The organism is Janthinobacterium woesei, from assembly GCF_051380875.1.
Classification (GTDB): Bacteria; Pseudomonadota; Gammaproteobacteria; order Burkholderiales; family Burkholderiaceae_D; genus Janthinobacterium.
The window spans coordinates 102,044-126,787 of sequence record NZ_JBNYXW010000008.1; the positions used below are offsets into that span (position 1 = coordinate 102,044).

Genomic DNA, 24,744 nt, shown 5'->3' on the forward strand with positions numbered 1-24,744 from the left:
AAACGAGATTAAAAATCACTTCATCTATGCGTTTTTATCACAAGTGATGACACAACAGGAGCGCAGCATGGGCCAGTTCAGACAAATTTCGACCTTCGTGGAAGTCGTCGCCAAGGGCAGCCTGTCGGCCGCAGCGCGCGCGGAGGGCATTGCACCTGCCATGATCGGCCGCCGCCTCGATGCGCTGGAGCAGCGCCTGGGTGTGAAATTGCTACAGCGCACCACGCGCAAGCTGGCCCTGACGAATGAAGGCGCGGCCTTTCTTGAGGATTGCCAGCGCATCCTGGGCGAGCTGGAAGAGGCGGAATCGGCCGTGGCCGAACGCAGCGTGAAAGCCAGTGGCCATCTGCTCATTTCCGCGCCGGCCGGCTTCGGGCGCCAGCACGTGGCGCCCCTGATCCCCTCGTTCGTGGCAGAACACCGCGACGTGACGGTGTCGCTGAACCTGAATGACCGCCTGGTCGACCTGATCGGCGAAGGCATCGACGTGGCCATCCGCATCGCCAGCCTGTCGGACTCATCCCTCGTGAGCACCAAACTGGCCGACAATCAGCGCGTGCTGGTCGGCTCGCCCGCCTATCTGAAGCGGGCGGGCACGCCGCGTGTCCCGGCCGACCTGGCGAAACATAATTGCCTGGCGATCAGCGGCGAAGGCAGCCAGCGGGGCTGGACATTCCGCGAAAACGGCAAGAATGTGATTTTAAAGGTGGCAGGCAACATGGTCTGCAACGACGGCGAAGTGCTGCACGACTGGGCGCTGGCCGGCAAGGGCCTGGCCTGGCGTTCGATGTGGGAAGTGGGCGCGGAGATCGAATCGGGGCAATTAGTGACGGTGCTGGACCAGTTCGCCGCCCCGGGCAACGATATTTACGCTGTCTTCGCCCAGCGCCGCCACTTGCCGCTGCGCATACGGGCATTCGTGGATTTCTTGCGCCACAGCTATTCTCAAGCAGATTACTGGCGCGAACGGGCTATCTGATGACGCTGGACCAAACCTGCTGCGCGTCGGCATAGGCGGCCTGCGATGCTCACCGGCTCGGCGCCCCCGTACAGAGTACGGCTGCGCTTCTCGGCCACCTCTGCCTTCCGCTCGCTACGGTTTTGTCCTGCGTCGTGACGTTAAGGAACTAAACCACAACGGCGCAGGTCGACCAAAGCCAGCCAAGAAGCAGCCACGCAGCCCGTAAACGCCCATAAAACCCATGCATCACGAAAATCCAGGCGAAAAAAAATCCTCGGAGACCGAGGATTTCTTTATTTCGTTTGATCCAGCGTATTAGATTGGCTGAATGTTCGAAGCTTGCTTGCCTTTAGGGCCAGCGGTCACTTCAAAAGAAACGCGTTGGTTCTCTTGCAGGGACTTGAAGCCGTTCGACTGGATAGCCGAGAAGTGAGCGAACAGATCTTCGCCGCCTTCGTCAGGAGTAATAAAGCCGAAACCCTTCGAATCATTGAACCATTTTACGATGCCAGTTGCCATTACAATTTCCTATTTCAGTTAAGTTGGGCTTGCACCCGTTATATCGTTTGAAGCAAGAAAGAAATGACAGACAAACTGCACTACTACCTCGAATCCAACGATGCCCAATTATACCAACAAAACTGAGAAAAACCATTCTTTCGCAAAATAAACTTGCAAACACTACTTTAATAGCCAAATCCCCGTCTTGCGGCGCCCCGTACGAGCGGCATAAGCACACTATATCCTAATCTGCGACGCATGGGCTTTGCGTTGTATCAAATGAATCATTGCAACCACACCACTCGTGACGTGGTCGCTCAGGCGCTGAAATGCGTGGCGGCCGCATCGCGCTCGGCCCAGCGCAACAACGCCCCCACCTGCGCACTCACCGCGGGCCACTCGGCCAGCACCTGTCCGGATGCATTGAGCAAGACGCGCACCAGTTGCTCGATGCGCCGGCATTCCTGGCCCAGCGCCGCAAAACCAAAGGTAGCGGCCGAGCCAGCCACCGCATGCAGGGCGCGGTGCAGCTGCGTCAACGGCTCCAGGCGCGGCCCGTCATGATCACAACGCTCTTGCGCCCGCGCGATCGTCTGCATCAGGGCGGGCACGCCGAGTGCGTATTTTTCATTCAATACGCGCAGGCGGGCACGAAAATCAGGGTCGATCAAGGTTGCCATCGCAGTGCTCGCCGAGAAAGTCGATTATTTGGTACCGAAAATACGGTCGCCAGCGTCGCCCAGGCCTGGAACGATGTAGGCATGGTCATCCAGGTGCGAATCGAGCGACGCGCAGAACATCTTGACCTTCGGGTGCGCGTTCTGGAACACGGTCACGCCTTCCGGTGCAGCTACCAGGGCCAGGAAAATGATCTGTTCGTCCGTCACGCCGCGTTTTTTCAGCACATCGACGGCGTACACGGCCGAATTGCCGGTCGCCACCATCGGGTCGCACAGGATGAAGGTGCGCTCATTCAGGTCTGGCAGGCGCACCAGGTATTCCACCGGCATATGGGTGGTCGGATCGCGGTACACGCCAATGTGGCCCACGCGCGCCGATGGCACCAGGTTCAGCAGGCCATCGCTCATGCCGATGCCGGCACGCAAGATAGGCACGATGGCGAGTTTTTTGCCCGCAATGACGGGCGCGTCGATGGTCACCAGCGGGGTCTTGATTTCGCGCGTGGTCAGCGGCAGGTCGCGCGTGATCTCGTAGCCCATCAGCAAGGTGATTTCCTTGAGCAATTCACGGAAAGTGCGCGTCGACGTGTCGTGCTCACGCATGTGGCTCAGTTTGTGCTGGATCAAGGGATGATCGGTAATGAACAAATTCGGGAAGCGTGGATCTTGTTTCATGTTGTTTTTCTTTCTCTACTCTCTGGCGCGGCGGCATGCCTGCACCGCAAGCGCGCTGTGTGTCGATAAAATGATGGATTGCGGCATTATCCCAGTCCGCAGCATGCCTGTGGCCTGAATTTTCGAATTAATTGGATGCCAGATTCGCGTTAACGTCAATACTCGCGCAGCGCACGCGCCAGGATGGCCGTGCAATCGGTGCCGGCCGGCAAGCGGCCATACGCGCCACCCGGCGCCTGCACCAGCCGCGATTGCAGGAACGCTTGCGCGACGCATGGCGGTGCATGGCGCAACAGCAAGCCGGCCTGCACGGCCAGCACGATGCGTTCGCTAAGTTGCCTGGCGCCAAACTCATCCGTTTGCTGCCCCTCCAGGTCGGCCAGCAGCCGCGCGCGGCAAGCGGCAAACGCGGCATCCCCATCACCGGCCAGCGCCAGTTCAGCCGCCAGGGCCGCGCGCGCGGCGGGCGACTTGCCGAACGCGCGCAAGACGTCGAGGCACATCACATTACCCGAGCCTTCCCATATCGAGTTGACGGGCAGCTCGCGGTACAGGCGCGCCAGCGGCGCATCTTCCACGTAGCCGGTGCCGCCCAGCACTTCCATCGCCTCGGCGCCAAAACCGGGACCGCGCTTGCAGATCCAGTATTTGCCGGCTGGCGTCAGCACGCGCGCCAACATCGCTTGCTGCGGATCATCTTTTTCATCGAAGCAACGCGCCAGGCGCAGCGCAAACGCGGTGGCGGCCTCCGATTCGAGCGCCAGGTCGGCCAGCACGTTCTGCATCAACGGCTGCGCCACCAGCGGCTTGCCAAAAACGGCGCGCTGGCGCGCATGGTGCAGCGCCTGCGTCAAGGCGGCGCGCATGATGCCGGCGCTGCCCAGCACGCAATCGAGGCGCGTGTGGCTGGCCATTTCCAGGATGGTGGGGATGCCCCGCCCCGGCTGGCCCACCAGCCAGCCATAGGCATTGGCGAACTCCACTTCCGACGAAGCGTTCGAGCGGTTGCCCAGCTTATCCTTCAGGCGCTGCACGCGGATGGCGTTGCGGCTGCCGTCTGGCAGGAAACGGGGCAGGAAGAAGCAGGATAGTGCTGCACTATCTTCGCCCTCGCCCGCCTGCGCCAAAATCAGGTGAGCGTCGCTTTGCGGTGCCGAAAAAAACCATTTGTGGCCGACGATGCGCCAGGCGCCGTGCGCCTGTTCGCCGAACAGCGAGCGCGCCTCGTCCAACGGCACGGGTGTGGCGCGCGTGGTATTGCTGCGCACGTCGGAGCCGCCCTGCTTTTCCGTCATGCCCATGCCGATCAGGGCGCCGCGCTTCTGCTCCACCGGCAGCGAACGGGGATCGTATTCGCGCGACAGGATCTTCGGCAGCCAGCGCGCGGCGATCTGCGGCAAATCAAGCGCCTGGCGCAGCGCCGGCACCGAGGCATACGTCATCGTCACCGGGCATTGCGCGCCGTTTTCCACCTGCCCCACTAATAGATAGGCGGCCGCGCGCGCCACCTGGGCGCCCGGACCCGGCGCAGCCCACGGCGAGGCGTGGGTACCGGCGCCAATTAATATCTCCATCAAGGCATGCCAGGCGGGATGAAAGCCCACTTCATCGATGCGCCGGCCGGCGCGATCGAACTGCTGCAGCTCCGGGCCATGGCGATTCGCCTCGCGCGCCAGCGCATACGTCTCGGCGCGGCCCAGCCTCTCGCCCAGGGCATGGAGTTCCTGCAGCGCCGCGCCGCCGCCTTCGCGCAGCAGCGCCTCGATCAAGGCGGGGTCGCAGGCGAACAGATTGACATTTTCGAACGGCGTCGCCTGGTTGAAAACTTCATGCGTGTCAAAGGCATTCATGGGTATCTCCATTGCGATTTGCTATCATGGCGCCCATGCCGCAACTGGCGCACCGTCAACACCGTCTGTCAGCCAGACTAGCGCAAACACGTCATGGGGGCAAGCGCGCAGCCGGAATGCCGTGCGGCGCAATGTTTCTGCAGGGAACGAAAAGGGCGGCGCGCACCGGGCATGCTGATTTTTTCAAGCAGGACAGGAATATTTATAAAACCTGAAGCAATGTTGCTCTATTTCCTGTAATCGGGTGCTTTTCAATGATACATTTCGTGTAAATTGCGTTCTGACAGCGACCGTTTTCCCCGCACCATGCACTCTTCGTTGGCGCCCTGCCCTGCCATGGGCGCCAGGACTAATAAAAAAAGGTAAAAACCAGCACGATGTTTTCCAGTACCCCATCCGCCGCCCACCGCGAAGCTCGCCACGAGCTGAACAACCTCATGGAAGAGGCTGGCGACGTCGTGTTCCGCCTCGATGCGGACGGCTTGATCCTGTTCGCCAGCAAGCGCGCCACCACCCTGTTCGGCGCAGCATCGGGCCTGGCCGGCCATTTGCTGCTGCCGCTGGCGGCCGAAGCGTCGCGCCCCGCCCTGCAAGCGGCGCTGGAAGACGCCCTGGCCGAGCCGGGCCGCCTGGAAGTGCGGCTGCAAACGCCGGACCAGGAAATCTGGTTCGAGCTGCGCCTGTCCTCGTACATGAACGGGGACGGCAGCGCAGAACTGCTGGTGGTCGGGCGCGACACGTCGGCGCAGCACAACACGGAAGAGCGTTTGCGCCACATGGCCACGCACGATGCACTCACGGGCTTGCCGAACCGGCTGCTGCTGTCAGACCGCATCCGCATGGTGATCGCCCAGGCCGCGCGTTCGGGCCAGGGCTTTTCGGTGGCGACCATCGGCCTCGATGGCTTTAAAAAAGTCAACGATGGCCTCGGCCACCCGATCGGCGACGCCGTGCTGCGCCTGGCCGCGGCGCGCCTGCGCAAGACCTTGCGCGACAGCGATACCCTGGCGCGCGTGGGCGGCGATGAATTTGTCGCCGTGCTGCCCGGCAGCACCACCGATGCGCAAATCAAGCTGGTGACGGGACGTTTGCTGGCCACCTTGCAGGCGCCGTTTGAAGTGGACGGCCACACGATTTACGTGGGTGCCTCGGTCGGCGTAGCGATCTACCCGCTGCACGCGGACGACGAAGTGCGCCTGGTGGCGCTGGCCGATGCGGCCATGTCGCGCGCCAAGGAAACCGGCAAGGCGCGCTGCCTGGTCTACAACCCGCGCCTGAATAGCCCGTCGGAACACGATATTTCGCTGGAAGCGGCCATGTTCCAGGCCGTGCGCGAAGGCGAATTCCTGCTGTTTTACCAGCCCATCGTCGACGCCCGCACGCGCCAGATCCAGGGTTTCGAGACCTTGATGCGCTGGAAGCACCCGACCCTCGGTTTGGTGCCGCCCGTGCGCTTCATCCCGATTGCCGAAGCCAATGGCCTGATCAATTTGCTGGGCGCCTGGGCGCTGAAAGCGGCCTGCGTGCAGCTCAAGCAGTTCCAGGAAGTGGCCAAACGGCCGCTGTACATCTCCGTCAATATCAGCCCACGCCAGTTCCGCAACGACAAATTCCTCGACGTGCTCGATGACGCCATCGCCTTTTCCGGCCTCTCGGGCGAACACTTGGTGCTGGAAATCACGGAAGGGACCTTGATGATCGACCCCGTGCACGCGGAAACCATCCTCGGCAAGATGACGGAGCGCGGCGCGCGCATCGCCATCGACGATTTCGGCACCGGCTATTCCTCGCTGGCGTACCTGAAGCGCTTCCCCATTTCCGTGCTGAAGATCGACCGCACCTTCATCAAGGACTTGCCCGCATCGAGCAAGGATGCGGCCATCTGCAACACCATTCTCGACCTGGCCAAGCATTTGAATCTGTCGGTGGTGGCCGAAGGGGTGGAAACGGAAGAACAAATGCACTTCATCGAGTCGCGCGGCTGCCAGTATGTGCAAGGCTATCTGACGGGCAAACCGATGCCGGCCCACGCTGCGCTAGCGGCCTTGAGCGACAAAACCTATGCGGCGCTGGTGCCCACGCCGTCCGCCAATGAACTGCGCGGAGCGGTGCAATGAATCCAGGCCAATTCACGGTACCAACACAGCTCGGCAAAAACACCCTGGAGCTGCTGTGGGCGCGCACGCGCCAGCAAGGCGACATGCCCGGCTTCGCCAAGGCCATCAGCGCCATCCTCGGCGCCATGCGCGGCGAGGATGACCATGAATTTGACATCACGCAAACGGTGCTGTCGGACCCTGTCCTGACGCACAAGGTGCTGCGCCTGGCCAACAGCGGCATGTATTCGGCATTCGGCCAGAGGGTCAACACGGTCTCGAAAGCCGTGCTGGTGCTGGGCATCGATGCCATCGGCCACCTGGCGCTGGGCTTGAAACTGATCGAGGAACTGTCGCAGGCGTCGCCGGACTCCGTCAGTGCCCACGTGGAAATGGAAAAAGCCGTGCTGGCCGGGATGGTGGCGCAGCAGGTGGCCACCAGTGCCGGCAGCCTGCAGGCCGAGCAAGCCGTGGTCTGCTCCATGCTGCACACTCTGGGGCGCATGATGGTGACGTTCTACATGACCGACTTCTGGGCCAGCATGCAGGCGCACGCGGGGCCCGGCAACGAGGCGGCCGCCGCGCGCGACATCCTCGGCCTGTCGCTGCCGGAGCTGGGCTACGCCACGGCCGCCCACTGGGGCTTGCCGCAGCACTTGATCAACGGCATGCGTCCGATGGAGCCGTCGCCCGACAACGCGCCCGCCAGCGGCGCCGACTGGATGGCAGGACTGTCGACGATGGCGGCGCGCTGCGCCGACTCGCTGTGGCATGACGATGTGGCCGGAGCGGCGCAGGTGCACGCGCTGATCGACAGCTATGCGGGCACTCTCGGTATCGCGGCGAATGACTTGAACATGGCGGTGGACAAGGCGAAGATGATGGCGGCGGCCGACCTGTCGATCGCGCCGCTGTCGAAACCAGCCGAACGGCGCGCACGCCAGTTGGCGTCTACGCGTCTGCGCGCCGAGGGCAACGGCGTGCTGATCAGCGGCCTGGCCGACCTGCGCGGCGCCATCGGCAGCGCCAGTCCCGGACAGATGGTCTCGATGGCGCTCGAGACGCTGCATCAGGGCTTCGATTTTTCGCGCTCGGTTGCCTTCGTGCGCAACCACAAGGAGCACCTGTATTCGGCCCGCATCAGCATGGGCGAAGGCATGGCCAAGCTACAGGACTTGATGGTGTTCGGCGACACGTATGAGCCGAACGTATTCCATGCGGCCCTCAATAGCGACCGCGTGATCTTCATCGACAATGCGCGCGATCCGAAATTTGCCGCCAAGCTGCCGCAATGGTGGAAATCCACCTTGTCGGAAGCGCGCAGCTTTGTCGTGCTGCCCCTGTCGGCCAACGGCCACCCGACCGGTTTCCTGTATGGCGACTGGGACGACAGCTTCCCGCCGATCCAGCTGAACCAGACGGAATTCAACCTGATCAACGATATTCGGGCGTTATTGGTGCAGTCGGTGGAGATGCGCCACCAAGTGGAACTGGTGGCAAACAAGGTTGCATGAAAACACCTGACCAAACCTACTGCGCGTCGCGATATGCGGCTTGCGATGCTCACTGTACGTAAAGTACAGTTGCGCTTCTCGGCCACATCTCCCTTCCGCTCGCTACGGTTTTGTCAGGTGTCGCAAGCGCCGTTGTTACACGACCAGATTCAACAATTACCTCAACTTCGGCGTAGCCACCGACACATCGCCGCATTGCGCGCGGTGCATCAGGGCGTGGTCGATCAAGACCAGCGCCAGCATGGCTTCGGCGATCGGCGTGGCGCGGATGCCCACGCACGGGTCGTGGCGGCCGAACGTTTCCACCATGACAGGGTTGCCTTCCTTGTCGATCGAGCGGCGCGGTGTGCGGATCGACGACGTAGGCTTGATGGCGATCGAGACACTGATGTCCTGCCCCGTCGAAATGCCGCCCAGCACGCCACCGGCGTTATTGCCGATAAAACCTTCCGGCGTCAGTTCGTCGCCATGTTCCGAACCTTTTTGCGCCACCGAATCGAAGCCCGCGCCGATTTCCACGCCCTTGACGGCATTGATGCCCATCATGGCGTAGGCGATGTCGGCGTCGAGCTTGTCGTAGATGGGCTGGCCCAGGCCGACGGGCACGTTTTGCGCGATCACGTCGATGCGCGCGCCGATCGAGTCGCCGTCGCGGCGCAATTGGTCCATGGCCGCTTCCATGCGCGCGATCAGGTCCGCGTCATCGCTGGCGGCAAAGAACGGGTTGCCATGCACGTGATCCCAGGACTGGAACGGCACGGCAATATCACCCAGCTGGCTCATGCAGCCCTTGAAGGTGGTGCCGTACTGCTGCAGCAGCCATTTCTTGGCGATCGCCGCCGCGCCCACCACGGGCGCCGTCAGGCGTGCCGAGGAGCGGCCGCCGCCGCGCGGGTCGCGCACGCCGTATTTGTGCCAGTAAGTGTAGTCGGCGTGGCCGGGGCGGAAGCTTTCGGCGATATTGCCGTAGTCCTTGCTGCGCTGGTCTTCATTACGGATCAGCAACGCAATCGGCGTGCCCGTCGTCAGGCCCTGGTATACGCCGGAAAGGATTTCCACCGTATCCGATTCCTGGCGCTGCGTCACGTGACGCGACGTGCCCGGTTTGCGGCGGTCCAGCTCAGGCTGGATATCGGCTTCCGACAGAACCAGGCCCGGCGGACAGCCGTCGATCACGCAACCGATGGCCGGGCCATGCGATTCGCCGAAAGTGGTAACAGTAAACAGCTTGCCAAAAGAATTGCCGGACATAGTAGGAAGTGTGAAGGACTGGAAAACACAATTCTACCAGCCTGCGGGGCATGCCATGCCGCTAATGCCACGGCCAGGCGCGTTATTTACCCCGCGGCGTTACCTCACGGCGTCATCCCACGGCGACCCTGCAGCCGATTCCTTCTCAACGACTATCGCCATTTTTAAAATCCCGCGTTTTTTTCGTGTTAAAAATACCAAACAAGAGTTGCAATCATACAAAACAAGAAATATTGCTCTACGGAATAGGCTTAAAAAACATTTTGCTTATTGAATAGCTATATACTTGGACGAACAATCACCCGAAAATACGCAAGCCTTGCGAATATGTGAGTGCTGTTTTTCGCTGTGCCAGCATTCCGTACTGAGTCATCTTGGAGAAGCTATACATGCCCGCACCGATCATCCCCCTTGACGCCAACAAGGACGATCACGACGACCTGGTATTCCTCGATGAACAACCAGCGCCAGCGCTGGCCATCGCACGCAGCGTCTGGCGGGTAATGATCATCGACGACGATGAAGACGTCCACTCCACCACCACTTTCGCGCTGGGCAACCTGGAAATACAGCACCGTCCGCTGGAGTTCGTGCACGCCTATTCGGCCGGCCAGGCACGCGAGCTGCTCAAGCATGAAAGCGATATCGCCGTCATCCTGCTCGACGTGGTCATGGAACAGGACGACGCGGGCCTGCACCTGGTGCGCTACATCCGTGAAACACTGAAAATGACGGATGTGCGCATCATCCTGCGCACGGGCCAGCCCGGCTATGCGCCGGAAATCGACGCCATCCGCGATTTCGACATCAACGACTACAAGACCAAGTCGGAATTGACGCGCATCAAGCTATTCACCACCGTGACGGCGGCCATCCGTTCGTACGAACAGATACGCTCGATCAGCAGCAGCTTGCGCGGCCTGGGCCAGATCGTCCACGCCAGCACGCAGCTGATGGCGCTGCACGGCGTACACAATTTCTCGGCCGGCGTGCTGGCGCAGATCGCCGAGCTGCTGGGCATCCGCGCCGATGGCGTGCTGTGCGTGCAGGACATGCAGGGCAGTGGGGGCAAGGAACTGCTCGTCTCGGCCTGCACGGGCAGCTTTTCCTGCTTGCCGCACAGTGCCCTGTGCGGCAGGCAAAACCCGCGCGTGATGGCCGCCATCGAGCATACCCTGGCGCAGCGGCGCAATGTGTATACGCACGATTACGCCACCCTGTATTTTGCCGGCAAGGCTAGCGGCGACGCGGCCGCCTATCTGCTGCTGCCGCGTCCCCTTTCCGCCATCGAAGAAAGCTTGCTGGAAGTGTTTTGCAGCAACGTCGCCGTGGGGCTCGACAACGTCGAGCTGGTGTCACACCTGCATAATGCCGCCTTCTACGATCAATTATCGAAACTGCCCAACCGCACGCGCCTGGTGGAAATCCTCGACGCCACCTTGGCCGGCCCCGCGCGCGACGACGCCACGCTGTCGCTGGTCGACCTCGACCACTTTGCCGAAACCAACGACGCACTTGGCCACCAGTTCGGCGACCTGCTGCTGGTGGCGGTGGCGGGCCGGCTGCAAACGCAGCTGGGTTCGCAACTGACCGTGGCACGCCTGGGGGGCGACATCTTTTGCGTGCTGGGCGATTCATCGCAAGTCAATCCGGGCCAGATCCTGGCCCTGTTCCAGGCGCCGTTCTGCATCGATGGCCAGGACGTGCAGCTGTCCGCCACCCTGGGCCTGGTGCGCCTGGGCGAGCACACGGGTACGGGCGCCGATGCACTGAAAGACGCCGATATCGCGCTGAAACGGGCGAAAAGCCAGCAGCGGGCCGGCCACTTCTACTTTTCGCGCAGCATGGGCATCGAAATCCGCGAGCGGGTACGCATGATGCATGCGCTGCGCACGGCGTTCAGCCAGAGACAGTTGTTTGTCGTATATCAACCGCAAATCGACCTCTGCACGCGCCGCCCCGTGGGTGCCGAAGCACTGCTGCGCTGGCAGACGCCCGATGGAAAATTCATCTCGCCCGACCGTTTCATCCCGATTGCCGAATATTCCGGCATCATCATCGAACTCGGCGAATGGGTGCTGCGCACGGCCTGCCGCGAACTGGTGCTGCTGCGTGAACAGGGCCACCGCAATTTCGTGATGTCCGTCAATGTGTCGCAAGTGCAGTTCCGCCACCCGCTATTTTTGGAAATGCTGCGCGCGGCGCTGGAAGAGACGCAGGCGCCGCCCGAGTTCATTGAGCTGGAAATCACGGAATCGATGGCCATGGAAGAGCCGGACATGCTGATCAAGATGTTGTGGCAGATCAAGCAAACGGGCGTGAGCATCGCCATCGACGACTTCGGCACGGGCTTTTCCTCACTGTCCTACCTGCAGCGCCTGCAAGTGGACCGATTGAAGATCGACCGCGCATTCGTCACGGAAATCACCGGGTCCGCACGCGGCAGCAGCATCGCCGAAATGGTCATCCAGCTGGGCCGCAACCTGGGCCTGGCCGTCATCGCCGAAGGCGTGGAAGACGAGCGGCAGGCGCAGATCCTGCAAGCGCTGGGCTGCCCGATGGCGCAAGGTTTTTTGTTCGCCCGTCCCATGACGGCTACGGCGCTGGGTACCTGGCTGAACAATGAGGCGCTTGCCGGCGCAGCCTGAGCGGCGCCACTTGCCCCTGGAATGCATAACGCCGGCATCTGCCGGCGTTATTCTTATTAAATGATTGCTTTTTAATCAGTCGTTTCGGCTGGCCAGTCGCGAATGTACGCCTTGAGCATCTGGTTTTCAAAGCTTTGCGCTTCCAGTACGGCGCGCGCCACGTCGTAGAAGGAGATGACGCCCAGCAAGGTCTTGGCGTTCATGACGGGCAGGTAGCGCGCGTGCTTTTCCAGCATGATGCGGCGCACCTCGTTGACCTCGGTATCCGGCGTGACGGTAATCGGGTGGTCATCCATATGCTTGCGCACGGTGCCGCCACCGATCTGGCCCGCGTTTTCATGCAGCGCATTGAGCACTTCGCGGAAAGTCAGCATGCCGACCAGGTCGCCAAACTCCATGACCACCAGCGAACCGATGTCTTTTTCAGCCATGGTATTGGCCGCGTCAAGCAAGGGCTGGTCAGGCTTGACCGTGTAGAGGATATTGCCCTTGACTTGGAGAATTTCAGATACTTTCATATTGGCCGTCCTGTCCGCGTGATTGGTATTTTAGTTATTCTAAGCCCTTACTGCGACTGTAGCCTATGCCTGCGGAAAAATCCAGCCTTGCGCGCAATCAAATTGAGGCGGTTGCTGACGCCATTCCTAGGCGCGGCGGCGGAACCAGCCGGCGATCGACAAGCGCTGGCGCGCCGTCGGCAGCACCTCGTGCAGCATCTCGCCCGACAGGAACATGGCCATGCGCCCCGCTTGCGGCGCGATGTCCACCACGGGCACGTCTTGTGGGTGCAGGCGCAGCGCGCCGCCGTGCCCGGGCAGCCAGTCGTCATTCAGGTAGAGCACGACGGAGACGGTGCGCTTGTCGTCGTCACGAAAACGGTCCAGATGGGCACGGTAAAAGGCACCCGGCGCATACAGGGCGAAATGGCTTTCGTACTCGTCCAGCCCCAGGAACAGTTCGCGGTTCAAGGTTTGGCGCAGCGCTTCCATGTGTTCCAGGTAGCGGTCGCAGGCGTTTGAACGCCCCGCTTCCAGCCACTCGATGTTGTCGCCGCGAATTTCCGGCTGCAGCAGCGGTGCATGGCCGCTACCCACGCCGGCGCCCTTCATGTTGCCGCTGAGCATGGATTGCACGCATTCGGCTGCCAGCTGTGCAGTGAGGTCGGAGGGGAGAAAATGGTCTTGCATGAGCCAGCCTGCCTGGCACAGGCCGTCGGCGACAGACAGTCCGGGCACGGCAAGGGCGCCGTCGAACGATAGTGCGGGCATACGATTTTTCCTGGTGGACGTGCATCTGTACGCGCAGGCGCGCGTCGCAGTCAAAAGCCCAGGATTTCTGATATGCCGTGGAGCCGAGAAGATCGCTGACAGCGCATCGTACCACCTGGGCTGCCCGTCCATGACTTATTTTCAAGCCCCTGTCAAGGCGCGGCCCGCACGGCTGCCCTTTTGTTCAGTCCTGAATCGGGTTACGATCTGGCCACTATAATAATTGGCGGAGACACCATGAGCGGCCCGAAATACCCCGGTTTTGACACCTTATCCCTGCACGCGGGCGCCGCGCCCGATCCGGCCACGGGCGCGCGCGCCACGCCCATCCACTTCACGTCCGCATTTGCCTTCAAAAGCTCGGAGCATGCGGCCTCGCTATTCAACATGGAGCGCGCCGGCCATGTGTATACACGCATCTCGAATCCCACCAACGCCGTGCTCGAAGAGCGCATCGCCGCGCTCGAAGGCGGCGTGGCCGGCATCGCCACGGCCAGCGGGCAGGCCGCCATGCACCTGGGCGTGTCCACCATCGCCGGCGCCGGCTCGCACATTGTTGCCTCGCGCGCCCTGTATGGCGGCTCGCACAACCTGCTGGCCTACACCCTGAAACGCTTCGGCATCGCCACCACCTTTGTCGACCCGCGCGACCCGGACGCCTGGCGCGCCGCCATCCGCCCCGAAACCCGCGTATTGTTTGCCGAAACCCTGGGCAATCCCGGCCTCGACGTGCTCGACATCCCGACCATCGCCGCCATCGCGCACGAACACCAGCTGCCGCTGATGGTGGACTCCACCTTCACCACGCCGTACCTGCTGCGCCCCTTCGAGCATGGCGCCGACCTGGTATTGCACTCGGCCACCAAGTTCCTGTGCGGCCACGGTACGGCCATCGGCGGCTTGCTGGTCGATGGCGGCACCTTCGACTGGCAGGCGGCCTACGACAAGACGGGCCGCTTTACCGAATTGTGCGAGCCCTATGACGGCTTCCACGGCATGGTCTTTGCCGAGGAATCGACGGTGGCGCCGTTCGCCCTGCGCGCGCGGCGCGAAGGCTTGCGCGATTTCGGCGCCGTCATGAGCCCGCACAACGCCTTCGCCATCTTGCAAGGCATCGAAACGCTGGGCCTGCGCATGGACCGCCACGTGGCCAACACGCGCAAGGTGATCGACTTCCTGCTGGACCATCCAGCCGTGGCATCCGTGTCCTACCCCGAACTGCCGTCGCACCCCGATTACGCGCTGGCCAAGACCCTGCTGCCGAAGGGTGCGGGCGCCGTGTTCACCTTCAACCTGCGCGGCGACCGCGCGGCGGGCCAGCGCTTTGTCGACAGCCTGACAATTTTCTCGCACCTGGCCAACGTGGGCGACGCCAAGTCGCTCGTCATCCACCCCGCCTCCACCACGCATTTCCGGGTCCCCAACGAACAGCTGGAACAGGCCGGCATCACGCAGGGCACCATGCGCTTGTCGGTGGGACTCGAAGACGCGGATGATTTGATCGACGACCTGGCCCGTGGCCTGAAACTGTCGCAGAAAGGCGCCTGAGATGCAATTGACCATCGAAAACACCAGCGCCTACTGCTACACGGGCGGCAAACCATACAACCCCGGTCAGCCCACGGCCGTCTTCATCCACGGCGCGCAGAACGACCATTCCGTGTGGGCGCTGCAGACGCGCTATTTCGCCCATCACGGCTGGAACGTGCTGGCCGTCGACTTGCCTGGCCACGGCCGCAGCGGCGGCGCAGCGAAAGACAGCGTGGAGGAACTGGCGCAGTGGCTCCTGGCCGTGCTCGATGCGGCCGGCGCGGCCAAGGCCATGCTGATCGGCCACAGCATGGGCTCCTTGATCGCGCTGGAAGCAGCATTCCAGGCGCCGGAGCGGGTCAGCCACCTGGTCATGCTCGGCTCCACCTACCCGATGAAAGTCTCGCCCGCGCTGCTGCAAACGTCGCTGCAGGACGAGCAGGCGGCCATCGACATGGTCAATATCTGGTCGCATTCCTCGTTCGCGCAAAAGCCGTCTTTCCCCGGCCCCGGTTTTTATGCCATGGGCGGCGCGCGGCGCCTCAAGCAGCGCATCGCCGCCATCAACCCTCAACACGTGTTTTATACGGATTTTTACGCCTGCAATGCGTACGCGAACGGCGAAATCGCCGCCGCTTCGGTACACTGCCCCACTTTATTCATTTTCGGCGCGCGCGACATGATGACGCCGCTCAAATCGACCAAGCTGCTGACATCGACCATCGCGCATGGCCAGGTAGTGCAGGTCGATAGCGGGCATGAATTGATGGCCGAACAGCCGGACGCCGTGCTGGACACCCTGATTTCCTTCGCCGCCCGGGCATAACCATTTATTTAAACGCATAGATTCAAACGCATCGCGATGATCCTTACCTCTGCCCTGTTCAGCACCGCCAGCCTGCCCGGCAACCCCGATTTCGACGCCGATACCGTCACGGGACTGGCCGAATGGCGGCACAGCACGCCGCTGTTGTTCCAGCTGTTGATCGGCGCCGGCACGCAAGCCATCGCCTGGCCACTCTACGGCGCTGGCGAGGAAACCGACTGCGTGCTGGCCGCGCCGATGGCGCAGGCGCAGGCAAGCTGGCAAGCCCTGTGCGCGCTGATGGAGCAGCCGCGCGACGCGGCCGCCATCGTCGCGCGCGGCGCCATCAGCGCCCTGCTGGCCGGCTGCCAGCCATGGCTGGTACTCGATTGCGTGCAACTGATCGAGCACGATATTGGCACGCCCGGCTATGCGGCAGCACTGCAAACCATCCGCGACGAGGCGCAAGCGCTGCACGCGGCCCTGCTGCGCAGCGAGCGGGAGCTGCTGGCGCCCTTGCTGGCCGCCGGCACGGCCACCTCGCCCGCCAGCGGCTACTGGTCAGCCACTGCCAGCGCACAGCTGGCCGATATCGAGGAACTCGACGCGGATACGCTGCCCTTCCTGCAGGGGCTGGAAGTGCAGCAATGGCTGGAAGACATCCAGTGCTACGCCGTGAGCACCGCCGACAATCCTGCCGCGCAGGGCCTCGTCACGCCATACGGCCGCTGGATCGTGCCGCTGTCGCTGCGCGCTGCCGACCTGGGCTGCCGCCACGCGGACGATGGCTGGATCACGTTTGCCACGGCCGACAGCCCCGATGCGCACGGCGTGCTCGATTTGAATGGCACGGTCGTGCTGGCGCCCGTACCCGGCGCCCTGTACGTCATCAGCCCCCATTTGCTGCAGCAGGTGCTGCCGGACGATGCCAGCCGATTGCTGCGCCTGCCCGACGGCGCGCTGCTTTTTGACGGCGTGGGCAACATCTTCCCGCGCGACGACGGCTATATCGATATCGAACGCCAGACGAACGATATTGATGAGCGCAATGTGCACGGCGTGCTCGATGCCACGGGCAAGGTGGTGCTGGCGCCCGCATACAGCTCCGTGCAGGATTTCGGCACACAAAAGAACATCGCCATCGTCAGCCAGCGCATCGACGGGCGCTACCTGTTCGGCCTGGCCAATGCCACAGGCGAGCTGCTGGCGCCGTGCCAGTACGAAGCCATCGATAGCGCCACCACCTCGTCGCCGCCCAGGCTGCGCAAGAACCTGATTTTCGCCATCGATGCGCAAGGGCTGGCCTGCATGCTGACCCCGGGCGGCAAGCAGGCCTTTGTCCCGCAATACCCGCCCGCCCACCATTTGCGCGGCGTGGCCGTGCAAAGCGACTATCTCTATGTAGTCAAGGATGGCATGGCGTGGCGCATGGATTTCACGGGCCAGCTGCAAGAGCAGCTCGATACGCTGGACAACTTCAAGGCGGATATTTCGGCCCAGCTGAGCGAAGCCATGGGCTTGAACAGGAAAACAGCGGCGCCGCGCCGCAGCTACTCGCCCGCGCAGATTCTCGGGCAGGCCGACCGCGAACAATTGCGCGCCATGGCCGCCCTGCTGCTGCAAGGCGATGCTGCACTGGCGCAGCGCTGCGTGGAGATCACGCTGGAGGAACTGGCGGAAGACGACCCGCAGGAAGAATATGAAGGCGATACGCCGGCGGCGGCATGTTTTTTCCTGCTCTGGTCAACGGCCGCCCACGTGCTGGGCCACGGCACCACGCTGGACTGGAAATCGGTCGATGAAGTGCCGCGCATCGGCCAGCATCTCGCCCTGCCCGCGCTGCGCGATTTCCGTTGGGCAGACCAGGAAGACGGCGACGCCATGGCAGAAGGCCTGGCCGCCATCGCGCGCCATCTGGCGCCGCATCGACTGCGCCTGATCAATATGCACGCTGGCGAAGACACGTACTATCTGGGCGTGGTGCGCGCCGACGATGCAGCGGCATTCAGTACGTTGGCGCTGCAGGCGGCCTTGCGCCCAGTGCTGCTGTAAGCGCCATTGCCCCAGCCGACCTTGCCTCGCCAAAATGCTGGGCCAGGCTCATGCCCAGCCCCTCTTCCACGGCGTTTTCCACCTGCGCGGCCAGCGCGGCCGCATCGATGCCGGCCTTGATGTCGCGCGCATTGGTGGAACCGGCCGGGTAGCCGGAGTTCACGCGCATGCCGCCGAAGACGAACAGGCGGTAGACGTCGGCCAGGGTGATGCGGTTGACGTTGCCCAGCAAGACCCAGTGGTCCGAGCTGTCGGGCACGCGCTTGCCCCACTGCACCCGCACGGCGCCTTCCACGTTGACCCGTCCCACCCAGCCCTGCTGCACCATCTTGTCGAGCAGGTTTTCCATCTCTTCGAAGCCCAGGCGCGTGCTGCGGCGGATCTCGGCCGCGCCCACCAGGGCGGTATCGGCGCCGTGACAAGCCTGGTGCAGCACTTTCAAAATAGCCACCGCGTCGACAAATTCGCTGCCGGGCGCCGCCTCGTACCACCAGCGCTCATATTTCACCACCGGCAAGGCGGCCACCAGCAAGGCGCCCACCAGGGTGATCATCCAGCTCAGGTAGATCCACACGAGAAACAGCGGCAAAGCGGCCAGGGCGCCGTAGATGCGCGAATAGGTGGGAAATTCCTGGATGAATTCACCGAAGCCACGCTTGGCAAGCTCGAACGCCAGCGCGGCCAGCAAGCCGCCCCAGGCCGCGTCGCGCCACTCCACGTCGCGGTTCGGCACGGCGATGTACAGCAAGGTAAACGCCAGCATCGTCAAGCCAATCGACACCAGCGTATAAAACACAGTGCCCAGGAAGGGCACCGCGCCCACCACGCCGCTGGTGGCGATGAAGACGCGCGAGGTGACCGTCAGCGACACGCCCACCAGCAGCGGCCCCAGGGTGACGATGGCCCAGTACACTAGCAGGCGCCTGGACCAGCGGCGTTGCTGGCGCACGCGCCAGATGCGGTTGAAGACGCGTTCGATCAGGCCCATCATCGCCACCGAGGTGAAAATCAGGGTGCCCGCGCCGATGGCCGACAGCCGCGTGGCTTTCGAGGAAAACGTCGTCAGGTAGCCAAGGATGGTGTTCGAAATGCCCTTGGGCATCACGCTTTGCACGAAATAATCTTCCAGTGCGTGGCGGAAAGTATTAAATAAGGGAAAGGTGGTGAAGATCGCCAGCGCCAGGGTCAACAGTGGCACCAGCGCAAATACGGTGGCAAACGTCAGGCTGCCCGCCACTTGCGGCAGGCTTTCCTCGCGCACGCGGCGGCGCGCAAACTGCAGCAGGTCGCGCGCTTCGGACCAGGTCAGGCCGCGCACGGCATCGAGCCAGATGCCCAGGGCGCGCCACAGGGAGTGCAAGAACGGAAGTATATATTTTGAAAACATGTGGGAAATCAGATCGGCGCCATGACAGCAGTCGTATCAGGCTATAAAGCGCCCTATAATACCAATGATGAAGCCAACCAATCTGATTATTCTTGTACTGTTCTATTCACGCCATGGTGCCACGCGCCAATTGGCCGAACTGATTGCCCAAGGGGTGGAAAGCGTGCCTGGCTGCGATGCGCGACTGCGTACCGTGCCCGCCGTGTCCACCGTGGCCGAGGCGACGGCGCCGGAAGTGCCACTCGATGGCGCGCCCTACGTGGAACTCGACGATTTGCAGGAATGCGCGGGCCTGGCCCTCGGTTCGCCCACGCGCTTCGGCAACATGGCCGCCGCCATGAAATATTTCTGGGATGGCACTGCCAGCGACTGGCTGGCCGGCAGCCTGTCGGGCAAGCCCGCCTGCGTGTTTACCTCCACGGGCAGCCTGCACGGCGGCCAGGAATCGACCCTGCTGTCGATGATGATCCCCCTCTTCCACCATGGCATGCTGGTCATGGGCTTGCCCTACACCCATCCCGAGCTGATGACCACCGCCACGGGCGGCTCGCCGTATGGCGCCACGCACTGGTCGGGCATCGATGGCGACAAGGCGCTCAGCGAGGATGAAAAACGCCTGGCCATCGCGCTGGGCCGGCGCCTGGCGGACAACGCCGTGAAACTGGCGGGCGCATGATGCACGGCGCGCTGCACAAGTATTTTCACTGGGGCGCCATCGCCAGCCTGGTCACCCTGATCGTCTGGTGCGTGCTGTGGGAAACCATCGCCGCACCGCTGCAACCAGGCGGCTCCTGGATCGTCTTGAAGGCCGTGCCCCTGCTCATTCCCCTGTACGGCGTCATCAAGCGCGACGTCTACACCTTGCAATGGTCGTCGATGGTGATCCTGCTGTACTTTACAGAGGGCGTGGTGCGCGGCTACAGCGACACGAATCGCGTCTCTGCGTGGATGGCCTGGGGCGAAGCGGCCATCGTCTGCATCTATTTTGTCTGCGCCGTGCTATATCTGCGCCCGTATAAAAAGGCTGCCAAGCGGCTGGCCAAGGAACTGCTCGAGAAAGTGAATCCCACGAAATGACCGCATTGACCCAGACGCAAACCGATTTCCTCGCCGCCTGCCGCGACTTGCTGGGCGACGCCTACGTACTCACACTGGACGCCGACACGGCGCCCTTCCTCACCGACTGGCGCGACCGTTTTACGGGCAAGGCGCTGGCCGTGCTGCGCCCTGCCACGGTGGAACAAGTGGCAGCCATCCTGCGCGCCTGCGCGCAATGGCACATTCCCGTGGTGCCGCAGGGCGGCAATACGGGCCTGGTGCTGGGTAGTATTCCAGACGCCGCCGGCACGGCCATCGTGCTGTCGCTGGCACGCCTGAACAGCATCCGCGCGCTCGACCCCGTCAACCGCACCATCACGGTCGACGCGGGCTGCATTTTGCAAACCATCCAGGAAGCGGCTGTGGCTGCCGGTTGTTTGTTTCCCCTGTCGCTGGCGGCCGAAGGCAGCTGCACCATCGGGGGGAATTTGGCCACCAACGCGGGCGGCACGGCCGTGCTGCGTTACGGCAATACGCGCGAGCTGTGCCTGGGCCTGGAAGTGGTCACACCGCAGGGAGAAATCTGGAGTGGCTTGCGCGGCTTGCGCAAGGACAATACCGGCTACGATTTGCGCGACCTGTATATCGGCGCCGAGGGTACGCTGGGCGTGATCACGGGCGCCGTCATGAAGCTGTATCCGCAGCCGAAAGCTTGCATCACGGCGCTGGCCGCCATGCCCTCGCCCGCCCACGCGCTGCGCCTGTTAAGTTTGATGCAGGACCATTGCGGCGCCAGCCTGACGGGCTTTGAGCTGATGTCGCAATACTGTCTGCAACTGGTGGCCGAGCAGTTCCCCCAGCTGCCGCGCCCATTTGGCTCGCCGCATGCACAATATGTGCTGCTCGAACTATCCAGCAGCCAGTCCGAGGCGCATGCCGTCGAATTGCTGGAAACGAGCATAAGCGCAGCCCTGGAAGACGAGTTGATCGAAGACGCCGTCGTCGCCAGCTCGGTGGCGCAGTCCGAAGGCCTGTGGCAGCTGCGCGAACACATTCCGCTGGCGCAGGCGCAGGCGGGCAAGAACATCAAGCACGATATTTCGCTGCCCATTTCCTGCATCGCCGATTTCATCAGTGTCACGGATGCCGCCCTGGAAGCGGCCTTCCCCGGCTGCCAGCTGGTCTGCTTCGGCCACCTGGGCGACGGCAACCTGCATTACAACGTGGCGCCGCCGCCCGGCATGACTGATCGTGACTTCCTTGCCAACCAGGATGCCATCAACCACATCGTGCACGACCAGGTACACGGCTTTGGCGGCTCGATTTCGGCCGAACACGGCATCGGCGCCCTGAAAAAAGCGGATTTGGCGTACTACAAGTCGCCGCTGGAGCTGCAGCTGATGCGTGCCGTGAAACAGGCGCTGGACCCGCAAAACATCATGAATCCGGGGAAAATCCTGTGAAAGCAGCCCTGTTCGTGCTCGCCGTCTGCGCCAGCCTGGCCGGCCATGCCGGCGCGCAGGGCGTCTACAAATGCGTGCAGGATGGCCAGACCAGCTACAGCGAGGCGCCGTGCACGGGCGGCCAGTTGCAGATTCTCGAAGTGCCATCAGCTGCTCCTGTCGTCGACAAGGGCGCCGCCACGCGCCAGGACCGCGTGGCCAGCCAGCTGGAAGCGGCGCGCAAGAAGCGCGAACAGCGGGAAGACCAAGCGCGCGAGCGGGCCGCCAAACAGGTCGAGGCCCGCGACAAGCACTGCGCCAAGCTGCGCCTGGATCAGAAATGGGCGGCGCAGGACGCCGTCGGCGCCGGTGACAAAACCCGCGATGCGGCGCAACTGAAGGCGCGCCGCGCCGGCGAACGCCTGGCCGTCGAATGCCTGCATTGAGTGCGCAGGAGGGAAAACCCGCAACGCAGCGTTTGCTGTCGCGCTGGCTGCTGCTGGGTGAATGGCGCGCGCATCCCGTGCGCGCCATCGTCGCCATCCTGGCCATTGCCATCGGCGTGGCGCTGGGCTTTGCCATTCACCTGATCAACGCGGCCGCATTCAATGAATTTTCCACCGCCGTCAAAAGCCTGTCCGGCCAGGCCGACGTGCAGGTGGCCGGGCGCGAAGCGCTGTTCGACGAGTCCGTCTACCCGCAGCTGGCGCAGCGCGACGGCGTGGCCGTGGCCTCGCCCGTGCTGGAATTGCAGGCTAGGGTCAGCAACAACAAGGCAGGGAACACCGGCAAGGACGGTGGCCCGCTGCACATACTGGCGCTCGACGTCTTCCGTGCGGGCTTCATTTCCCCTGACCTGATCGGCGCGCCCGCCGATGGCCAGCCATTCGACACCCTGGCCGACGATGCCATCTTCTTGTCTCCGGCCGCCTTGCGCTGGCTGGGTGTGGCGCAGGGCGACACGATTGCCCTGCAATCGGGCACGGGCAGCGTCGCGCTGCGCGTGGCCGGTTCGCTGCAACGGGCGCGCGCCGGCCAGCGCATCGCCGTGATGGATATAGGCGCAGCGCAGTGGCGCTTCCAAAAATCTGGCAAACTGTCGCGCATCGATGTGAAACTGCGCCAGGGCGTCAACCGCGACGCCTTCCAGGCGGACCTGGCGCGCGCGCTCGAAGCGCAGTATCCGGGACGTTTCCACGTCGGCCAGCCCAACGACGAGAACCAGAATAGCCGCAACAATAACCTCAGCCGCGCTTACCGGGTCAACCTGACGGTACTGGCGCTGGTCGCCCTGTTTACGGGAGCGTTCCTGGTGTTTTCCACGCAGGCGCTGTCCGTCATCCGCCGCCGCAGCCAGTTTGCGCTGCTGCGCGTGCTGGGCATGGAACGGGGACAATTGCTGCGCCAGGTGCTGCTCGAAGGCGCCAGCCTGGGCGTGGCCGGCGCCGCACTGGGCATCGCCGGTGGCTTTGGCCTGGCCTATGCCGCCCTGCGCTTCTTTGGCGGCGACCTGGGCGCAGGCTATTTCGCGGGCGTGCAGCCGCAGGTGCAATTCACGCCCGTCGCCGCCTTTGTCTACTTTGTCCTGGGCCTGGGTGTGGCCTTGCTGGGCTGCGCCGCGCCCGCGCTGGAAGCGGCCCGCGCCGCCCCCGCCATCGCCCTGAAATCGGGCAGCGAAGAAGTAGTGACGACGCGCCTGGCCAAGACCTGGCCCGCACTGGCCTGTTTGCTGCTGGCCGGCGCCCTGACATTCTTGCCGCCCGTGTTCGAGCTGCCGCTGTTCGGCTACCTGTCCATCGCGCTGTTGCTGATCGGCGCCATCGCCCTGATGCCGCAACTGGCGGCCGTGGTCTTTCGCGCACTGCAACGCGCCTGGCTGCGCACCGACACCAGCGCACACGCCCCCGTCCGCAGCCTGACCTTGGCGCGCCTGGCGAATGCTTCTGGCCAGGCCGGCATCGCCTTGGGCGGCGTGCTGTCCAGCTTTAGCCTGATGGTGGCGATGGCCATCATGGTGTCGAGTTTCCGCGTCTCCGTCGATGACTGGCTGCTGCAAATCCTGCCGGCCGACCTGTATGCGCGCACGGCCGCCAGCGGGGGAACTGGGGGCCTGAACCCGCGCGAACAAGCCACCATCGCCGCCCTGCCCGGCGTGGCCAAGGTCGATTTCCAGCGCGTGCGCAGTCTGTCGCTGTCACCGGACCGCCCCAACGTCGCGCTGCTGGCGCGCCCCATTGTGCTCGCCGATCCGGGAAAAAGCATGGTGCTGGTGGGCGACTCCCTGCCCGTGCCACCAGGTGCCAAGCCGGTGTGGCTGTCCGAGGCGGCGGCCGACTTGTACAACATCAAACCGGGCCAGCAGATCAAGCTGCCGCTGGCGGGCGGCCTGCATGGCTTTTTTGTGGCCGGCATCTGGCGCGACTACGCCCGCTCTTCCGGCTCCATCCAGATGCCGCTGGCCGACTACCGCGCCCTGAGCGGCGACATGGATGTCAGCGATGCGGCCCTGTGGCTGGGCCAGGATGCCACAGGCGAGCAGTTGCAGCAGCGCCTGAAAGCGCTGCCGTTTGGCGCCAGCCTGGAAGTGTCGAGTCCTTCGGCCATCCGCGCCCTGAGCCTGCAGATTTTCGACCGCAGCTTCGCCGTCACGTATTTATTGGAAGCCATCGCCATCGTCATCGGCCTGTTCGGCGTGGCCGCCACGTTCTCCGCGCAGACCCTGGCGCGCGCGCGCGAATTCGGCATGCTGCGCCACGTAGGCGTGACGCGCGGGCAGATTCTCGCCATCCTTGCGCTGGAAGGCGGCGCATTGACGGCGCTGGGCATCGCCACCGGTTTCCTCCTGGGCCTGCTGATCAGCTTTGTGCTGGTGTTTATTGTTAATCCGCAATCTTTCCATTGGACAATGCAACTGCACCTGCCCTGGCCCTTGATCGCCACCGTGGCTGGCGCGCTGCTGACGGCAGCTGCCGCCACGGCCCTGATCGCGGGACGCCAGGCGCTGTCCGCAGGGCCCATCCGCGCCGTCAGGGAGGACTGGTAATGC

General features: G+C 63.3%; 20 protein-coding genes. 12 read left to right on the top strand and 8 right to left on the bottom strand.

The genetic code is table 11. The features are described from left to right. The first annotated feature begins 67 nt into the window (after positions 1-67). A complete protein-coding gene (locus ACQ4W6_RS10850) occupies positions 68-979 on the top strand; it encodes a LysR family transcriptional regulator (protein ID WP_436567205.1) in 912 nt (303 codons plus the stop codon). Positions 980-1,276: 297 nt separating this feature from the next. Here ACQ4W6_RS10850 and ACQ4W6_RS10855 read toward each other — a convergent pair whose 3' ends face one another. The 4 genes from ACQ4W6_RS10855 to ACQ4W6_RS10870 form a co-directional block, all read right to left on the bottom strand. Continuing rightward, a complete protein-coding gene (locus ACQ4W6_RS10855) occupies positions 1,277-1,480 on the bottom strand; it encodes a cold-shock protein (RefSeq protein WP_010398811.1) in 204 nt (67 codons plus the stop codon). Between the two features lie 299 nt (positions 1,481-1,779). Continuing rightward, positions 1,780-2,142 carry an Hpt domain-containing protein gene (locus ACQ4W6_RS10860; protein WP_436567206.1) on the bottom strand — a complete coding sequence of 121 codons (363 nt, stop codon included), beginning with the start codon at positions 2,140-2,142 and terminating at the stop codon, positions 1,780-1,782. 24 nt (positions 2,143-2,166) lie between these two features. Beyond that, positions 2,167-2,817: a uracil phosphoribosyltransferase gene (gene upp, locus ACQ4W6_RS10865; protein ID WP_436567207.1), complete on the bottom strand. Its 651-nt coding sequence runs from the start codon at positions 2,815-2,817 to the stop codon at positions 2,167-2,169. 155 nt (positions 2,818-2,972) lie between these two features. Beyond that, the gene (locus ACQ4W6_RS10870; RefSeq protein ID WP_436567208.1) at positions 2,973-4,667 is read right to left on the bottom strand and encodes an isovaleryl-CoA dehydrogenase; all 1,695 of its coding nucleotides are present in this window, start codon (positions 4,665-4,667) and stop codon (positions 2,973-2,975) included. A gap of 377 nt (positions 4,668-5,044) precedes the next feature. Here ACQ4W6_RS10870 and ACQ4W6_RS10875 point away from each other — a divergent pair, with 377 nt between their 5' ends. Next, complete coding sequence (locus ACQ4W6_RS10875) at positions 5,045-6,784, top strand: putative bifunctional diguanylate cyclase/phosphodiesterase (protein WP_436567209.1); 1,740 nt, start codon at positions 5,045-5,047, stop codon at positions 6,782-6,784. Beyond that, entirely contained in the window at positions 6,781-8,277 is a 1,497-nt protein-coding gene (locus ACQ4W6_RS10880; protein WP_436567210.1) for an HDOD domain-containing protein, read from the top strand. The genes ACQ4W6_RS10875 and ACQ4W6_RS10880 overlap by 4 nt, the downstream gene beginning before the upstream one ends. Positions 8,278-8,433: 156 nt before the next feature. On the opposite strand, the gene aroC is transcribed toward ACQ4W6_RS10880, so the two are convergent. Continuing rightward, positions 8,434-9,528, bottom strand: a complete 1,095-nt coding sequence (aroC, locus tag ACQ4W6_RS10885; RefSeq protein ID WP_436567211.1) for a chorismate synthase — start codon at positions 9,526-9,528, stop codon at positions 8,434-8,436. Between the two features lie 389 nt (positions 9,529-9,917). Here aroC and ACQ4W6_RS10890 point away from each other — a divergent pair, with 389 nt between their 5' ends. Next, positions 9,918-12,176 (top strand): putative bifunctional diguanylate cyclase/phosphodiesterase, encoded by a 2,259-nt coding sequence (locus ACQ4W6_RS10890; RefSeq protein WP_436567212.1) that lies wholly within the window; start codon positions 9,918-9,920, stop codon positions 12,174-12,176. 71 nt (positions 12,177-12,247) lie between these two features. Here ACQ4W6_RS10890 and ACQ4W6_RS10895 read toward each other — a convergent pair whose 3' ends face one another. Next, the gene (locus ACQ4W6_RS10895; RefSeq protein WP_436567213.1) at positions 12,248-12,694 is read right to left on the bottom strand and encodes a CBS domain-containing protein; all 447 of its coding nucleotides are present in this window, start codon (positions 12,692-12,694) and stop codon (positions 12,248-12,250) included. 126 nt (positions 12,695-12,820) lie between these two features. Next, positions 12,821-13,444 (bottom strand): 2OG-Fe(II) oxygenase, encoded by a 624-nt coding sequence (locus ACQ4W6_RS10900; RefSeq protein WP_436567214.1) that lies wholly within the window; start codon positions 13,442-13,444, stop codon positions 12,821-12,823. Positions 13,445-13,681: 237 nt separating this feature from the next. On the opposite strand from ACQ4W6_RS10900, the gene ACQ4W6_RS10905 reads away from it, so the two are divergent. From ACQ4W6_RS10905 to ACQ4W6_RS10915, 3 genes are read left to right on the top strand one after another with little or no spacing between them, the layout of a single operon-like run. Beyond that, the gene (locus ACQ4W6_RS10905) at positions 13,682-14,992 is read left to right on the top strand and encodes an O-acetylhomoserine aminocarboxypropyltransferase (protein ID WP_436567215.1); all 1,311 of its coding nucleotides are present in this window, start codon (positions 13,682-13,684) and stop codon (positions 14,990-14,992) included. A gap of 1 nt (position 14,993) precedes the next feature. Next, positions 14,994-15,800, top strand: coding sequence for an alpha/beta fold hydrolase (locus ACQ4W6_RS10910; protein WP_436567216.1), 807 nt, complete (start codon positions 14,994-14,996; stop codon positions 15,798-15,800). A gap of 36 nt (positions 15,801-15,836) precedes the next feature. After that, positions 15,837-17,831 carry a DUF6630 family protein gene (locus tag ACQ4W6_RS10915; RefSeq protein ID WP_436567217.1) on the top strand — a complete coding sequence of 665 codons (1,995 nt, stop codon included), beginning with the start codon at positions 15,837-15,839 and terminating at the stop codon, positions 17,829-17,831. Here the strand turns inward: ACQ4W6_RS10915 and ACQ4W6_RS10920 are convergent. Continuing rightward, positions 17,785-19,218 (bottom strand): YihY family inner membrane protein, encoded by a 1,434-nt coding sequence (locus ACQ4W6_RS10920; protein ID WP_436567218.1) that lies wholly within the window; start codon positions 19,216-19,218, stop codon positions 17,785-17,787. The genes ACQ4W6_RS10915 and ACQ4W6_RS10920 overlap by 47 nt on opposite strands. A gap of 67 nt (positions 19,219-19,285) precedes the next feature. On the opposite strand from ACQ4W6_RS10920, the gene wrbA reads away from it, so the two are divergent. The 5 genes from wrbA to ACQ4W6_RS10945 are packed head-to-tail and all read left to right on the top strand — an operon-like array spanning position 19,286 to position 24,741. After that, positions 19,286-19,894 (top strand): NAD(P)H:quinone oxidoreductase, encoded by a 609-nt coding sequence (gene wrbA / locus ACQ4W6_RS10925; protein WP_436567352.1) that lies wholly within the window; start codon positions 19,286-19,288, stop codon positions 19,892-19,894. Then, a complete protein-coding gene (locus ACQ4W6_RS10930; RefSeq protein WP_436567353.1) occupies positions 19,894-20,295 on the top strand; it encodes a DUF2069 domain-containing protein in 402 nt (133 codons plus the stop codon). Before wrbA ends, ACQ4W6_RS10930 begins: the two co-directional genes overlap by 1 nt. Next, entirely contained in the window at positions 20,292-21,719 is a 1,428-nt protein-coding gene (locus ACQ4W6_RS10935; protein WP_436567219.1) for an FAD-binding oxidoreductase, read from the top strand. The genes ACQ4W6_RS10930 and ACQ4W6_RS10935 overlap by 4 nt, the downstream gene beginning before the upstream one ends. Next, complete coding sequence (locus ACQ4W6_RS10940; RefSeq protein WP_436567220.1) at positions 21,716-22,144, top strand: DUF4124 domain-containing protein; 429 nt, start codon at positions 21,716-21,718, stop codon at positions 22,142-22,144. Before ACQ4W6_RS10935 ends, ACQ4W6_RS10940 begins: the two co-directional genes overlap by 4 nt. Further along, on the top strand, positions 22,132-24,741 hold the full coding sequence (locus tag ACQ4W6_RS10945) for an ABC transporter permease (RefSeq protein ID WP_436567221.1): 2,610 nt from the start codon (positions 22,132-22,134) through the stop codon (positions 24,739-24,741). Before ACQ4W6_RS10940 ends, ACQ4W6_RS10945 begins: the two co-directional genes overlap by 13 nt. Positions 24,742-24,744 lie beyond the last annotated feature (3 nt).

Coding starts and splice junctions, on each gene's coding strand:
- ACQ4W6_RS10905 (WP_436567215.1), top strand. CDS start 13,682: ATGAGCGGCCCGAAATACCCCGGTTTTGACACCTTATCCCTGCACGCG.
- ACQ4W6_RS10945 (WP_436567221.1), top strand. CDS start 22,132: ATGCCTGCATTGAGTGCGCAGGAGGGAAAACCCGCAACGCAGCGTTTG.
- ACQ4W6_RS10880 (WP_436567210.1), top strand. CDS start 6,781: ATGAATCCAGGCCAATTCACGGTACCAACACAGCTCGGCAAAAACACC.
- ACQ4W6_RS10850 (WP_436567205.1), top strand. CDS start 68: ATGGGCCAGTTCAGACAAATTTCGACCTTCGTGGAAGTCGTCGCCAAG.
- ACQ4W6_RS10860 (WP_436567206.1), bottom strand. CDS start 2,142: ATGGCAACCTTGATCGACCCTGATTTTCGTGCCCGCCTGCGCGTATTG.
- ACQ4W6_RS10935 (WP_436567219.1), top strand. CDS start 20,292: ATGACCGCATTGACCCAGACGCAAACCGATTTCCTCGCCGCCTGCCGC.
- ACQ4W6_RS10875 (WP_436567209.1), top strand. CDS start 5,045: ATGTTTTCCAGTACCCCATCCGCCGCCCACCGCGAAGCTCGCCACGAG.
- upp (WP_436567207.1), bottom strand. CDS start 2,817: ATGAAACAAGATCCACGCTTCCCGAATTTGTTCATTACCGATCATCCC.
- ACQ4W6_RS10890 (WP_436567212.1), top strand. CDS start 9,918: ATGCCCGCACCGATCATCCCCCTTGACGCCAACAAGGACGATCACGAC.
- ACQ4W6_RS10930 (WP_436567353.1), top strand. CDS start 19,894: ATGCACGGCGCGCTGCACAAGTATTTTCACTGGGGCGCCATCGCCAGC.
- ACQ4W6_RS10895 (WP_436567213.1), bottom strand. CDS start 12,694: ATGAAAGTATCTGAAATTCTCCAAGTCAAGGGCAATATCCTCTACACG.
- ACQ4W6_RS10870 (WP_436567208.1), bottom strand. CDS start 4,667: ATGAATGCCTTTGACACGCATGAAGTTTTCAACCAGGCGACGCCGTTC.
- ACQ4W6_RS10855 (WP_010398811.1), bottom strand. CDS start 1,480: ATGGCAACTGGCATCGTAAAATGGTTCAATGATTCGAAGGGTTTCGGC.
- ACQ4W6_RS10915 (WP_436567217.1), top strand. CDS start 15,837: ATGATCCTTACCTCTGCCCTGTTCAGCACCGCCAGCCTGCCCGGCAAC.
- ACQ4W6_RS10900 (WP_436567214.1), bottom strand. CDS start 13,444: ATGCCCGCACTATCGTTCGACGGCGCCCTTGCCGTGCCCGGACTGTCT.
- aroC (WP_436567211.1), bottom strand. CDS start 9,528: ATGTCCGGCAATTCTTTTGGCAAGCTGTTTACTGTTACCACTTTCGGC.
- ACQ4W6_RS10920 (WP_436567218.1), bottom strand. CDS start 19,218: ATGTTTTCAAAATATATACTTCCGTTCTTGCACTCCCTGTGGCGCGCC.
- ACQ4W6_RS10910 (WP_436567216.1), top strand. CDS start 14,994: ATGCAATTGACCATCGAAAACACCAGCGCCTACTGCTACACGGGCGGC.
- wrbA (WP_436567352.1), top strand. CDS start 19,286: ATGAAGCCAACCAATCTGATTATTCTTGTACTGTTCTATTCACGCCAT.